Here is a 13,047-nt window from a genome sequence, read left to right as displayed (position 1 = left end):
TGGCGGCGTAGCCTGCGACCTCAACGTTGGTTGAGGTCAAGCAACGCCTGCGGTGTCGCGCCACAGCGGTGGCAGGTCCAGGTTCAACAGACCGCGCGGCAGTTCGGCATCACTGCTGTCACAGCGGACGATGGCGCGGTTGTCGCGGCAGCCGTCGAGCAGGGACACCACGCGGCGGCCAACCAGCAGCGAGCTGGGCCATTCGATGCAGGCGTTGGCCGCATTGCTGGGGGTACAGACCGGATTGCCGACCTCCAGCATCTGCGCGCGCACGCCCATCGCCTGCGCTTCCTGGTGCACCACCTGCGCGTACATGCGCAGCGCTGCGGTGGTGATGGAGGTTTCGCCGTAGCCGGCCCATGGCTTGGCACCGGCCGGACTGCCGATCAGCACATAGCGGCGCGCGTGCGGGTTGTCCTGCAGCAGCGGCAACAGATGGCGCGCGGCGTGCACGTGCGGCATCAGGTCGGCCTGCAGCGCGCCCAGCAGCGCGTCACCGCTGCGCGCCGTAACCCGGCCACGGTTGTACGGGCCGCCCATGGCCGCCACCACGGCGGCCAGCGGACGCGGGCGCTGCGCCACGCGCTCGGCCACGGTGCGCGCCGACGCATCGTCGCTGAGCGAGCCGAGCATCGTCTGCAGGCCCGGCTCATCGGCGAACTGTTCGTGCAGTGCTGCCAGGCGGCCGGGATCGCGGCCGACCACCAGCACCGGGCTACCGGCCTCCAGCAGCGCACCGACCACGCCCTGGCCGACCGCGCCGGTGCCGCCGAGGACCAGGACCTCGGGGGTCAGAATCCCATTCACGGGACATTTCCTCCCAAATCCGGGATAGTCCCAATTCGACGCAGGCGATCCCCCTGGCGCGGGGCCAGGCGGATGGAACCGCCACGCTGCTGACGCAGGGGCGCGGTAAACTCCCGGAAATCCTTGTGTACCAAGGAACTCGGGCGGACTTCCACGGTCATCGCCTGGTCCAGGGTGTCCTGGCCGGCAAGCCGGAAGCGGGCAAGAATGTTGCGCAGGCTCATGGCGGACGGGCTCCAATCAACGAATGGCGCCACGATAGACCTCAAACCTTTACTTGATTAGTCCGGATTAAGGGGAATAATCATCCCGTCTCCGGTCCAATCGTTCTGTCACGATATCCCCGTCCCCGGCGTCCAGGATCCCGATCATGTCCCACGATCTCAATGAAACCCTGATCTTCGTCAAGGTGGTCGAGCAAGGCAGCTTCATCGCCGCCGCCAAGTCGCTCGGCCTGCCCAAGACCACGGTCAGCCGCAAGGTGCAGGAGCTGGAAACGCGCCTGGGCGCGCGCCTGCTGCACCGGACCACGCGCCGCCTCGGCCTGACCGAAGCCGGTTCGATCTACCACGAGCACTGCCAGCGCATCGCGCGCGAACTGGAAGAAGCCGAGAGCGCGGTCAGCCAGTTGCAGTCGGGCCCGCGTGGCTGGCTGCGTTTCACCGTGCCCTACTCGATCGGCATCACCTGGATCGCACCGCTGCTGGGCCAGTTCCATGCGCAGTACCCGGAAATCCGCCTGGACATGCACATGGGCAACGAGAAGCTGGACCTGATTGCAGGCGAAGCCGACCTGGCCCTGCGCGTGGGTGCCCTGCCCGATTCCAACCTGGTGGCCCGCAAGCTGGGCAGCCTGCGCACCCAGGTGTTCGCCAGCCCGGCCTACATTGAACGTTATGGCGAACCGCTGCACCCGGAAGAACTGCAGTTCCACCGCATCCTGGCGATGCGCAAGCCGCACCACACCGGTAATTCGCCGCGCTTCACCTGGCAGCTGGGCGAGAACGGCGGCGAGCTGCGCGACTTCCCGGTCACCCCGCTGATGACCGCCAACGACATGTCGGCGCTCAATGGTGCGCTGGTGTGCGGCGAAGGGCTGCTGCTGACCGGCGATGTGATGGCCAAGCCCTTCGTTGAATCGGGCATGGTGCGCCGCGTGCTGGCCGGCTGGACCGGCCCGGAAGTGGACTTCAATGCGGTGTTCGCCGGCGGCCGCCTGGTGTCGCCGAAGGTACGCGCCTTCGTCGATTTCCTGGTGGAAAAGCTCAACTTCGATGCCAACTACATGCTGGCCCAGTGCCCGGCCGCGAAGCTGGCGCAACGGCAGCAGGAGAAGGAAGACGCCGCGCTGGAAAGCAGCGGCAAGCGGATTCTGGAGAAGGTGACGGCCGCGGCGTGACGGGTGGTCGTCATCCTGGACCGCCTTTTGTAGAGTCGAGCCATGCTCGACTGCTTCGAAGCGTGCCGACCAAGGTCGGCACCTACCCGCAGCCGGGGCCGGTGGGCTCCAGGGTGTGCCGAGCATGGCTCGGCACCTACCCGCAGCCGGGGCCGGTGGGCTCCAGGGTGTGCCGAGCATGGCTCGGCACCTACCCGCAGCCGGGGCCGGTGGGCTCCAGGGTGTGCCGAGCATGGCTCGGCACCTACAAAAAATGCCGCCTGTAAGGGCGGCATTTTTGTTCCGGCTTCGCCGGAACAGCAGTAACGCTGCGCGTTACTGCTTCAACGGAATCACGCGGATTTCCACGCGGCGGTTCTGCGCGCGGCCGGCGTCGGTGCTGTTGTCGGCAATCGGGTAGGCCTTGCCGGCACCCAGAGTTTCGATACGCACCTGCTGCACGCCCTGGCCTACCAGGTACTGCGCCACCGAATCGGCACGTTCCTTCGACAGGCGGTTGTTCACCGCATCGCTGCCGATGCTGTCGGTATGGCCGACCACTTCGATCATGGTCTGGTTGTACTCGTTCAGCGTGCTGGCAACACCGTTGAGCGAGCTGTAGAACTGCGGCTTCAGCGCCGACTTGCCGAAATCGAAGGTGATGCCATCGGGCAGGTTCAGGGTGATGTTGTCGCCCTGGCGCTGCACGTCGATGCCGGTGTTGGCGGTGCGCTCACGCAGCGCGCGTTCCTGGCGGTCCTGGTAGTTGCCGATGGCGGCGCCGCTGAGCGCGCCGATGCCCGCGCCGATCAAGGCATGCTGGCGGCGTTCGGTGGCGCTGTTGCCGGTCAGCAGGCCGGCCGCCACACCCACGGCGGTGCCGATCAGCGCGCCACGACCGGTGCGGTTCTGCTGCTCGGTCGGATTGCCGTACTGATCGCTCTGCACGTAGGAGCCGCCGGTGGCGCACGCACTCAGCGCGGCGGCAGTCATCAGGGCCAGTGCGACGTTGCGGGTGGTGTTGCGGATCATGGGTGGTCTCCTTGGATGCCGGCCGATGCGGCGTGCGAACGCTCAGGAGGATATACACGCCGGCGCGATGCCGGGATGATGAATGTGAAGGCCGGACGTGCTGCATTCAGCTTTCTGACCCGGCCTTCATCCAGCCTCTTTACGCCCCGCCCGTGCTTCGGTAGGCGGCCAGCGCGGCATCGCGACCGACCGCCAGGTCGACCAGCGGCGTGCGCGGGTAGCCGGGCGCTTTCTCGGCCAGCAGTTGCGGGTGCTGCCACGGGGCAAAGCGCGCCTTCACCGGCAGCGCCGCCAGTTCCGGTACCCAGCGGCTGATATAGCGCGCCTGCGGATCGAATTTCTCGGCCTGGGTCACCGGGTTGAACACGCGGAAGTACGGCGCCGCATCGGCACCGGTGCCGGCCACCCACTGCCAGCCCATCGTGTTGTTGGCCAGGTCCGCATCGACCAGAGTGTCCCAGAACCAGCGTGCGCCGTGCAGCCAATGCGCGCGCAGGTGCTTGCACAGGTAGCTGGCCACGATCATGCGCACGCGGTTGTGCATGTAGCCGGTGTGCCACAGTTCGCGCAGGCCGGCATCGACGATCGGCACGCCGGTGTTGCCACGCTGCCAGTCGTGCAGCTGCGCGGCGCTGGGATTGGCCCACGGGAAGCGGTCGAAACGCGGATTGAGATTGTCGGTGGGCGTCTTCGGGAAGTGGTGCAGCAGGTGGTAAGCGAAGTCGCGCCAGCCCAGCTGGCGCAGGTAGCCATCGATATCGGCGTCGGTGCCGGCGCTGCGCAGGGCCTCCAGCGCGTGGGCGATGCGCCACGGTGCGATCTCACCGAAATGCAGGTGCGGCGACATGCGCGAGGTGCCCACGCGATCAGGCAGGTCACGCTGCTCGCGGTAGCCACGCAGCGCGCCATCTTCGAACACCGACAGCGCTTCCAGCGCACCGGCTTCGCCCGGCTGCCAGTGCTCCCAGAAGCCGCTGTCCCAGTCCAGCGTGGGCGCCAGCTGCAGCGCGTCCAGCGCAAGACCTTGTACTGCGTGCGCCGGCAGTCGCTGCGGCGCGGCCTGCAGCGCGGGTAGGCGCCAGTGGCTGAGCACGTTGCGCCAGTACGGGGTGAACACCTTGTACGGCTGGCCCTGCTGGGTGGCGATATCCCACGGTTCGAACAACAGGCTGCCATTGCAGCTCTGCGCATCGATGCCCTGCTCGCGCAGCGTGCGCTTGATGGTGGCATCACGCGGCTGGGTGGCCGGCTCGTACTTGCGGTTCCAGTACACCGCTTCGGCGCCGGTCTGCTCGATCAGCGCCTGCAGTTCGGCCAGGCTGTCGCCGGCGCGCAGCACCAGTGCGGAACCGCGCGCACGCAGATCGGCATCCAGCGCCGCCAGCGAACGGTGGCGCCAGGCATCGGACGCGGCACCCGGCATCCACTCGCCCTCTTCCTGCGGCGCATGGATGTAGACCGGCACCACGTCATGCCCGGCATCGCGTGCGGCCTGCAGGGCCGGATTGTCCTGCAGCCGCAGATCGCGGCGGAACCATACCAACGCTACCGACACGTGCATCGCCTTCGTTCTGAGTGCCGCACATGATAGCCAGCGACAGTGAAGGCCGTGCGCGCGGCGCGGTCTGCTAGGCTAGCCCGCCCGCCAGTGGAACGTTGCATGCAGGATCTACGTGACCGGTTCACCGTGTTTGGGCCGTTGCAGGCGCAGGATGAAAACCATTGGCAGGGACCGTTCCCGCTGCCGGCGGTCGTGGCCCGCTTCTACGCGCAGGTCGGGCCCTTGGGCATCGAGATCAATGCCAAGGTCGGCCATGCCGGCATCACCATTCCTGGGCTTGAGGTCTGGATTCCACCGTTGCAGCGCCTGTGGAGCCACCAGGCCGGTTATCGCTGGCATGGCATCAGCGGCGAACCGATCGAGGACTGGCCTTCGAACTGGCTGGTGATTGCCGACCTTGGCGCCGACCCCTTCATCCTGGACATGGACGATGGCCGCATTCTGTTTGCCCAGCATGGGCGCGGGCACTGGGACGCCGGTGTGTTCCTGGATGACCTGCGGACCCTGATGGCCGCGCTGGCCGCCGCCGGTGCGGTGTATCTGCAAGCCGGCGATGATCTCTACAACGATGACGACGAGGGCGGCATCCGCGCCGAGCACCAGGAGACAGCCGTGCAGGCGGTGGCCCAGGTGCTGGGCGACCGCCTGCAGGCCGAGTCGTTCATCGAGACGCTGCAGGGCTGAATCCACGCATGGCGTGGATCTACTTTTCGAAACGCTGCATCGCCTCGCTGATCACCGCCCGGGCCTCGGCCGCGTTGCCCCAGCCATTGAGCTGCACCGGATTGCGCCCGGCGGGCAGGTCTTTGTAGACACGGAAGAAGGCTTCGATGCGCTGCCGCTCGATCTCGGGCAGATCGGCCAGGTCGCGGATGTTGGCGTAGCTGGGGTCCACCTTGTCGGTGGGCACGCCGATCACCTTTTCGTCATGCTCACCGTTGTCGATCATCTTCAGGTAGCCGATCGGACGGAAGCGCACGATCACGCCAGGATGCAGCGGCTCGCGGGTCAGCACCAGGGCGTCCAGCGGGTCGTTGTCACCGGCCAGGGTGCGCGGCATCGAACCATAGTTGGCCGGATAGGCCACCGGCATCGACTGGAACCGGTCCACATGGACCAGCCCGTCTTCCTTGATCTCGTACTTGGTGAAGCTGCCGGCGGGGATCTCCACCGCCAGGTTCACTTCCTGCGGGGCCTGCTTCGGCTGCGCGGCCAGGAACGGGTGCAGTACGGCTTCGGCAGCGGTGGCAGCCCCTGCCACCAGCAGCACGGCTGCGGCGAGGGCGGCCACCGGCACGAAACGTCGGGATGCGATCATCGTTGGTTCCTCATTCCCAGCAGCGGTCAGCGCGACCCTTGGCAGTCTGCGCACGCGGGCATGCACGCGGGGTGATGCGCCCCTGCTGCAGCTCCACCTTCTGCGTGCTGCCATCGGCAGCGCGGCGCAGTTCGAAGGCGTCGTACAGACGGCCGGTGACCGTGCGGGCTTCGTAACGCAGCTTCTGCGGATCAACGCGCAGCACCTGGAACAGCTGGGTGTCTTCGGCCACCGGGTCCATGGTCTGTTTCGCCTCGTCCGACAGCCGGTACTGCTTCGGCCCGGCCACGGTCACCACGTACTGCGGCGTAGCCGCCTGGCCTTCGCCACGACGGCCATAGGTGTGGTCATGGCCCTGCAGCACCAGATCCACCTTGTGGCGACGGATCACCGGCTGCAGCACCTCCTGCAGTGCGGCGTTCTGGCGGCCTTCGCGCGGCGAATAGAACGGCTGGTGCAGCAGGACGATCGTCCACGCGCGCGGGTTGCTGCTCAGTACGGTGTCCAGCCACTGCGCCTGCGCCTGTGCGGTGCCCAGGTCCAGCGCCGAGGTGCCATCGAGCACCACCACGCGCACGTCCTGCACGTCGAACCAGTAGGTGCTGGTATCGGCCGCTGCCACACCGTTGCCCGGCAGCGCGAAGGTGACCGGCCAGTGGCGGCCCAGCACACGGCGTTCCTGCGGCGTGTCTTCGAATTCCTCGAAGTATTCGTGGTTGCCGATGGCCGGCGCCACCAGCGTTTCCTGCGCCAGCCAGCCGGTGGCGGCGAACCATTCGCCCCACTCGCTATCGTCGGCGCCGTCGCCACCGCTGACCAGGTCGCCGGCGAACAGGCTGATCCGTGCATCGGGCGCGGCCTTCTGCGCGGCACGCACCACGCGGCTGACATGGCTCAGGTTCTTGTTCTGGGTATCACCGAAGTACAGCAGGGTCAGCGGCTGTCCCGCTGTACCTGCGGTGCGCAGCTGGTTCCATGCACTCCAGCCGCCATTGCCCTGCACGCGGTAGACATACAGCGTATCCGGCTGCAGCCCTTCCACCTGCACGCGGTGGTGGTGGGACAGGCCGTTCTCGCTCTGCAGCGTCTGCGTGCTCGCACGCAGCTGGCGCACGCCCTCGATGGCCGGCGAATCACCGGCCACTGCCACTTCCAGCAGCGGCGACTGCACGCTGCCGTCGGTACGCCAGGCCACCGCGAATGCGTGCGCCGGATCGGCCGAAGGCGATGCCACGATGCGGTCCGGCAGTGGCGTGGCCGCGTAGTGGCGGCTGCCCTGCGGAACCTGGGTATTGGGCTCGGCTGCCGCGCCCGCCAGCAGCGGCGCGGCCAGCAACAGGGCGACAGTCAGTGCGCGCATGCAACGACCGCTCATGCGCCACACTCCAGCGGCAGCGAAAGCTGCTTGGCGATGGCCTGCCAATCGAAGGCGACGACGCCCTGGTCGTCATGCACCGCATACAACGCGCCATGCGGGAAGCGAGGCGTGGGCTGCTGCATCATCCAGATGCCATCGGTGTTGGCCACCGTATTGCCCTGGAACGCGCCGACCGGCTTCAAGGTATGGCGGTCGAACAGATGGAACACACTGCGCTGCTTGCCCTGCTCGGTGGTGATCCACCAACCGTCCTTGCCGCAGGTGCGCAGCATCACGCCTTCGGCCTGCGCCTTGAACACATCGCGACCGAAGGTGGTGCCGGTGAAGCGGCCGGCCAGGGTATAGACCTTGAATTCGCTGGCGTAGCTTTCGTCTTCTTCGGCAACCAACAGGCGGTCGTTGGCCGGGTCGCCCCAGATCGATTCGACCACGCGCAGCGCACCGGCCTCGCTGGTATCGCCGATGCTGGCGGCCAGGGTGGCTTCAAGCTTGGCGCCATCGCGGTTGACGTGGTATTGGCGCACGCGCTTGTCCAGTTCGGCCAGCGGCGGCAGGATGTCCTTGCCCTGCGCGTCCTCGCCGTTGTCCCACGAATCGGTGACGTACACGCTGTAGCCGTCGGCCCGCTTGTCCACCCACAGGCCGTAGGGCTTGCGCAGATCCTGCACACCGAACACGGCCAGCGGGGTGAAATCGGGCAGCGAGAACACCTGCACGCGGTGGTTGTCACGCTCCACGATCCACAGCAGGTCATCGGTCACCGAAATGCCATTGGGGCGATCGAACTGACCCAGTGCGGTGCCGCTGCTGCCGACATCGCGCAGGTGCTTGCCGCTGCTGCCATCGTAGACCACCAGCTTGTCGGTGGCCTTGGCGGTGGCGATCAGCCAGGTCGCGCCGTCGGGCGCCTGCCAGCTGGCGGGCGAATCGATGTTGTCGGCCGGGGTCATCGGGGTCAGGAAGGCCTCGGCGATGGTCGCCACGGCCCGGGGTGCATCGGCGCCAACGCTGGCCTGTGCGGAGGCGGAGCTGCCCGCATCCGGCGACGGTGCCGGGGTGCAGCCGGCGGCCAGGCAGGCGACCAGCGCGGCCGCCAGCAGGTTCATGCCGCGCGCCATCACAGGGCCACCTTCAGGCCGACGGCGTAGGTGCGGCCATACTCTTCCAGCTGCAGGGTGCGCGAACGCGTGCCCTGGTACAGCTCCAGCGGCTTGTCCAGCAGGTTCTGCGCTTCGAAGTACATGCTGATGCGCGGGGTGAACTTGTAGTCCAGCGAGAAGTCCAGCTGGGTGTTGGGTGCCACGTAGATGTCGAACGCGCGGCCCTTGCCGATGCTGTCCAGGTATTCGCTGCGGTACACCGCGGCCAGGCGCGTGCTCAGACCATACTTTTCATAGCCGATGTGGGCGCTGTACACGTGCTTGGATGCGCGCGGCAGCATGAAGTCCTCATCGGCACGGTCTGCAATGCCGGCGTCGAATTCGGTGTCCAGCCAGGTGCCGCTGGCACCGACCAGCAGGCCATCCAGCGCGCCCGGCAGGAACGACAGCTGCTGCTGCCAGTTCAGTTCGGCGCCACGCACGGTGGCCTTGCGGCCGTTGATCGGCTGGGTCACGTCGAAGCCACCGTAGGCCGGGTCGTTGGTGCGCACGGTTTCCACGATGTAGCCGTCGATGGACTTGTGGAACAGGCCCAGCGAGACGATGCCGGTGGTGCCCAGGTACTTCTCCACCGACAGGTCGATGTTCTTCGACTCGTACGGATCCAGTTCCGGGTTGCCCAGGCGCACTTCTTCATCGCCACGGCTGTACCCCACACGCGGGGAGACATCGCCGAAGGACGGGCGCGCGACGGTCTTGTTGGCCGAGGCACGCAACACCCAGTCGTCGGCCGCGTCGTAGCGCAGGTGCAGGCCCGGCAGCACGTTGGTGTAGCTGCTGTTGGCCACGCGCGGAGTGACCGTGAAGCTGCGCCCATTGGCGGCCACGTCCACCTGGTTGCCGATGGCCTGGAAGCGCGTGCTTTCCACGCGCACGCCACCGATCACGCGCAGCGCACCGATGTCCCAGGTGCCCATGGCGTAGCTGGCGAAGATGTCTTCGCTGGCCACGTAGTCTTCTTCCAGCGAGGTCATCGCATTGCCGCCGACATCCTGCGGACGGGCGCTGTACTGGCCGCCGTTGGCCGCCCAATAGGCGCGCATCGCGTCCGAGCTCATGCCATCGCCCAGGTTGCCGTGGCGGTGCTCGGGCGAACCGGTGGTCCAGCTCGACAGGGCCACCTTCGGGCCGACGCGCAGTTCGCGCTCGTCCACGTTAACGTCGCGGTCGCGCCAACGACCCAGCAGACCGAACTTGATGCTGCTGCTGTCGCCGTCGAATCGCACGTTCACCTGCGCGCTGTGTTCCTTGTCGTTCACCTGCTTGGGCGAGAGCACGAAGCGGTCGAAGGCGTAGTTGCCGTTGTCCAGCCACTGCGGGTTGTCGAAGGTGTAGGTCGGCAGACGGCTGCGCTGGTCGAGCGTGCCGTTGAAATCGTCGCCGTCCAGGCTGAAACGCGCTTCCATTTCATCGTTCACCCGTTCTTCGGTGCGGGTGTAGCCCACCTTGTAATCGACCACGGCGTTGGTGAAGGTGTTCTCGCCGCCCAGGCTGGCGGCGAAGGTGTTTTCTTCCTTGGTGCGGTAACGCATGCGCTTGTCGATCGCATCGCCGGGCATGTCGTCCAGGCGGTACTGGTCGGTACCGGTGCGGACCATGTCGGCATCGTCGAAGTTGAAGATCACCCGCTGGCGGGTCTCGGCATCATCGAACTGGCTGTACAGCGTGCGCAGGTAGTACTTGCTGTACTCGCTGGGGCGCCAGTCCAGGTTGAGGTTGGCGCCGATGCGCTTGCGCTCGATCTCGTACTTGCGGTGCTGCAGGTTGATCGCGGTGACGTCACCGGGTGCGGCATCGTCCTCGCCGTCGTACTCCACTTCGCTGTTGTCCGATTCGAACGTGCGCTTCTGGTAGTTCACGCCCAGCGCCACGCCGAAGGTATCGGCGAACACTTCGCTGTAGTTGAAGGCCGCCTTGGGGCTGGTTTCACGGGACAGCTGCTGGTGGCTGGCTTCAATCTTGCCGCGCAGGCTGCGGCCATCGCGGTCGAAGGCCGAGGCCGATTCGACCAGCACCGCACCACCAATGGCATCACCCGGCATGTCCGGGGTAGGCGACTTGACCACGCGCAGGCGTTCGGTCGAATCGGACGGAATCACGTCCAGCGGTGCGGCGCGGCTGGAATCTTCCGGCGTGCCCACGGCGATGCCATCCACGCTGACGCTGTTGAGGTTGGCGTCCAGGCCGCGGATGACCACGAAACGGCCTTCGCCCTGGTCGCGGGTCACGCTGACGCCCGGCAGGCGCTGCAGCGATTCGGCCACGTTCTTGTCCGGGTACTGGCCCAGCGCATCGGAGGAGACCGCATCTTCGATCGCGTTGCTGCTGCGCTTCAGATCGACGGCACGCACCTGCGATTCCAGCTGGGCGCGCACTTCGATGCGGTCCAGGTCGACCGCATCGGCGGCAACCGCGCCGGCACCGGCCACGACCTGCTGCCCGGCAGCGTGCAGCGGCGCTGCAGCCCCCATCGCCAGAGTCAGGGTGATGGCCATGGCCAGCGGAGTCTTGATATGCACGTTGAAGCCCCGTTCCTGTTAAGAATGGGTCTGCACGGTATGTCCGCAAGGTTGCACGGTCGTGACATGCCGGTGCAGCCGGCGGCATCCGGCGTTTGGGTTCGGACCGGCGTTCCGGCAAAATGGAGCCCTCTCCCAGACCCCCTTTCCGACCATGAAGATCGTCGAAGTGCGCCACCCGCTGGTGCAGCACAAGATCGGCCTGATGCGCAACGCTGCGCTCAGCACCAAGGATTTCCGCGAACTGGCCAACGAGCTGGGCACCCTGCTGGCCTATGAGGCCACCGCCGACCTGGACACCGAACCGCACACCCTGCCCGGCTGGGCCGGCCCGGTCACCGTGCAGCGCATCGCCGGCGCCAAGATCACCGTGGTGCCGATCCTGCGCGCCGGCCTGGGCATGCTCAGCGGCGTGCTGTCGCTCATTCCGGCCGCGCGCGTGAGCGTGGTCGGCCTGCAGCGCGACGAAGAAACCCTGCAGCCGGTGCCCTACTTCGAGCGCCTCACCGGCCGCCTGGAAGAGCGCGACGCGCTGATCCTGGACCCGATGCTGGCCACCGGCGGCACCCTGATCGCCACCATCGACATGCTCAAGCGTGCCGGTGCGCGCCGCATCAAGGGCATTTTCCTGGTGGCCGCACCGGAAGGCATCGAGGCAGTGAAGGCGGTACATCCGGACGTGGAGATCTACACCGCCGCGATCGATGCCCATCTGAATGAAAAGGGCTACATCCTGCCCGGCCTGGGCGATGCCGGCGACCGCATTTTCGGTACCCGCGTGGCGTGATCCACCCCAGGGGTCGGATCCCTTTCGCAGAAAGGGCTCTGACCCCGATGCGCGGATGCATCCCGCGCCAGTCGAGCAAGCTCGACTCTACGACCCCACTGCTCAACCCAGCGCGCGGGCCTTCAGTTCGCCCTGCTCATGCAGGGTCACGAAACGGCCTTTTTCGTCGCGCCCCAGCTGGGCCAGTGCCACCTGCGGGTCGTGGGTGAAGAACAGATGGACGTTGCGCGCCAGCTTGTCTTCCAGGAACTGGCGCTTTTCGTCGATCAGCAGTTCGGCATTACGGTCGTAACCCATGGTGATCGGCACGTGCACCCAGGAGCGCCCGGGAATCAGATCGGCACAGAACACCACGCCGCCGTGCGGTGCCTGGTCAGCGTGCGCATGGCCGACGATCTCGGCCAGCATCAACCCCGGCGTGTGGCCGTCGCTGTAGCTGAAGCGCACGCTGCGGCCCAGCACCTGCGAATATTCGCCCTCCACCACTTCCAACCGACCGCTGGCCTGCAGCAGCGCGGGCAGTTCGGCGATGAAGCTGGCCCGATCGCGCGGATGCGGCTGCAAGGCCCGTTGCCAGTGCTGCGCACCAACCACGAAGGTGGCATTGGGGAACAGCAGTTCCGGGCCACGGCCTTCGGTCCACGGCGCCAGCAGGCCGCCGGCATGATCGAAATGCAGGTGGCTGAGCACCACCACGTCGATATCTTCGTGTTCGAAACCGGCTTCGCGCAGCGAATCAATCAGCACATGCCGGCTTTCCTGCACGCCGTAGCGTTCGCGCATGCGCGGGTCGAAGAAGGCGCCGATGCCGGTTTCAAACAACACCGTCTTGCCTTCCAGCGGACTGGCCAGCAGCGCACGGCAGGCCAGCTCAATGCGATTGAGCTCGTCCGGAGCCGCCCATTTTTCCCACAACGCGCGCGGCGCGTTGCCGAACATCGCCCCGCCATCCAGGCGCTGCGAGTTTCCACGAATTGACCAGAGTTTCATGTCGCGATTATCAAACGGCTGCCGTTAAATAATCGCTAGCCGGAAAATGGAAAACCCCACCGGACGGCGGGGTTCGGGGGTTGCGCATTCGCCGGGCGTGGCCCGGCGCCAGCGGCA

At 66.7% G+C, this 13,047-nt stretch carries 12 protein-coding genes; 3 read left to right on the top strand and 9 right to left on the bottom strand.

The annotated features are described in order from the left end of the window. Positions 1-36: 36 nt before the first annotated feature. Positions 37-807 carry an SDR family NAD(P)-dependent oxidoreductase gene (locus C1933_RS07915; RefSeq protein ID WP_108752808.1) on the bottom strand — a complete coding sequence of 257 codons (771 nt, stop codon included), beginning with the start codon at positions 805-807 and terminating at the stop codon, positions 37-39. Beyond that, positions 804-1,031 (bottom strand): hypothetical protein, encoded by a 228-nt coding sequence (locus C1933_RS07910; RefSeq protein WP_108751527.1) that lies wholly within the window; start codon positions 1,029-1,031, stop codon positions 804-806. Before C1933_RS07910 ends, C1933_RS07915 begins: the two co-directional genes overlap by 4 nt. A 146-nt stretch (positions 1,032-1,177) precedes the next feature. Between C1933_RS07910 and C1933_RS07905 the strand changes: the two genes are divergently transcribed. Beyond that, positions 1,178-2,206: a LysR family transcriptional regulator gene (locus C1933_RS07905; protein WP_108749308.1), complete on the top strand. Its 1,029-nt coding sequence runs from the start codon at positions 1,178-1,180 to the stop codon at positions 2,204-2,206. A 315-nt stretch (positions 2,207-2,521) separates the two neighbouring features. Here the strand turns inward: C1933_RS07905 and C1933_RS07900 are convergent, their stop codons facing one another. Beyond that, positions 2,522-3,217, bottom strand: coding sequence for an OmpA family protein (locus tag C1933_RS07900; protein WP_108749307.1), 696 nt, complete (start codon positions 3,215-3,217; stop codon positions 2,522-2,524). Between the two features lie 139 nt (positions 3,218-3,356). Beyond that, positions 3,357-4,772 carry a deoxyribodipyrimidine photo-lyase gene (locus C1933_RS07895; protein WP_164271557.1) on the bottom strand — a complete coding sequence of 472 codons (1,416 nt, stop codon included), beginning with the start codon at positions 4,770-4,772 and terminating at the stop codon, positions 3,357-3,359. Positions 4,773-4,877: 105 nt separating this feature from the next. On the opposite strand from C1933_RS07895, the gene C1933_RS07890 reads away from it, so the two are divergent. Next, entirely contained in the window at positions 4,878-5,462 is a 585-nt protein-coding gene (locus tag C1933_RS07890) for a hypothetical protein (RefSeq protein ID WP_108752806.1), read from the top strand. A 19-nt stretch (positions 5,463-5,481) separates the two neighbouring features. Here C1933_RS07890 and C1933_RS07885 read toward each other — a convergent pair whose 3' ends face one another. Genes C1933_RS07885 through C1933_RS07870 form a run of 4 tightly spaced genes read right to left on the bottom strand, consistent with a single transcriptional unit; the run spans position 5,482 to position 11,153 of the window. Next, complete coding sequence (locus C1933_RS07885) at positions 5,482-6,096, bottom strand: inorganic diphosphatase (RefSeq protein WP_108752805.1); 615 nt, start codon at positions 6,094-6,096, stop codon at positions 5,482-5,484. 10 nt (positions 6,097-6,106) lie between these two features. Beyond that, complete coding sequence (locus C1933_RS07880; protein ID WP_234414676.1) at positions 6,107-7,456, bottom strand: metallophosphoesterase family protein; 1,350 nt, start codon at positions 7,454-7,456, stop codon at positions 6,107-6,109. Positions 7,457-7,467: 11 nt separating this feature from the next. Beyond that, positions 7,468-8,592: a phytase gene (locus C1933_RS07875; RefSeq protein WP_108752803.1), complete on the bottom strand. Its 1,125-nt coding sequence runs from the start codon at positions 8,590-8,592 to the stop codon at positions 7,468-7,470. Next, the gene (locus tag C1933_RS07870; RefSeq protein ID WP_108752802.1) at positions 8,592-11,153 is read right to left on the bottom strand and encodes a TonB-dependent receptor; all 2,562 of its coding nucleotides are present in this window, start codon (positions 11,151-11,153) and stop codon (positions 8,592-8,594) included. Before C1933_RS07870 ends, C1933_RS07875 begins: the two co-directional genes overlap by 1 nt. Positions 11,154-11,307: 154 nt before the next feature. On the opposite strand from C1933_RS07870, the gene upp reads away from it, so the two are divergent. Further along, positions 11,308-11,940, top strand: coding sequence for a uracil phosphoribosyltransferase (gene upp / locus C1933_RS07865; protein WP_108749301.1), 633 nt, complete (start codon positions 11,308-11,310; stop codon positions 11,938-11,940). Positions 11,941-12,042: 102 nt separating this feature from the next. Here the strand turns inward: upp and C1933_RS07860 are convergent, their stop codons facing one another. Further along, the gene (locus C1933_RS07860; RefSeq protein WP_108752801.1) at positions 12,043-12,930 is read right to left on the bottom strand and encodes an MBL fold metallo-hydrolase; all 888 of its coding nucleotides are present in this window, start codon (positions 12,928-12,930) and stop codon (positions 12,043-12,045) included. Between the last annotated feature and the right edge of the window lie 117 nt (positions 12,931-13,047).

The organism is Stenotrophomonas sp. ZAC14D2_NAIMI4_6 (genome assembly GCF_003086875.1).
Taxonomy (GTDB): Bacteria; Pseudomonadota; Gammaproteobacteria; order Xanthomonadales; family Xanthomonadaceae; genus Stenotrophomonas.
The sequence above is the reverse complement of the archived record's forward strand: the minus strand, read 5'-3'. Positions and strand labels throughout refer to the sequence as shown.

Coding starts and splice junctions, on each gene's coding strand:
- C1933_RS07885 (WP_108752805.1), bottom strand. CDS start 6,096: ATGATCGCATCCCGACGTTTCGTGCCGGTGGCCGCCCTCGCCGCAGCC.
- C1933_RS07890 (WP_108752806.1), top strand. CDS start 4,878: ATGCAGGATCTACGTGACCGGTTCACCGTGTTTGGGCCGTTGCAGGCG.
- C1933_RS07910 (WP_108751527.1), bottom strand. CDS start 1,031: ATGAGCCTGCGCAACATTCTTGCCCGCTTCCGGCTTGCCGGCCAGGAC.
- C1933_RS07905 (WP_108749308.1), top strand. CDS start 1,178: ATGTCCCACGATCTCAATGAAACCCTGATCTTCGTCAAGGTGGTCGAG.
- C1933_RS07880 (WP_234414676.1), bottom strand. CDS start 7,456: ATGCGCGCACTGACTGTCGCCCTGTTGCTGGCCGCGCCGCTGCTGGCG.
- C1933_RS07875 (WP_108752803.1), bottom strand. CDS start 8,592: ATGGCGCGCGGCATGAACCTGCTGGCGGCCGCGCTGGTCGCCTGCCTG.
- C1933_RS07900 (WP_108749307.1), bottom strand. CDS start 3,217: ATGATCCGCAACACCACCCGCAACGTCGCACTGGCCCTGATGACTGCC.
- C1933_RS07860 (WP_108752801.1), bottom strand. CDS start 12,930: ATGAAACTCTGGTCAATTCGTGGAAACTCGCAGCGCCTGGATGGCGGG.
- upp (WP_108749301.1), top strand. CDS start 11,308: ATGAAGATCGTCGAAGTGCGCCACCCGCTGGTGCAGCACAAGATCGGC.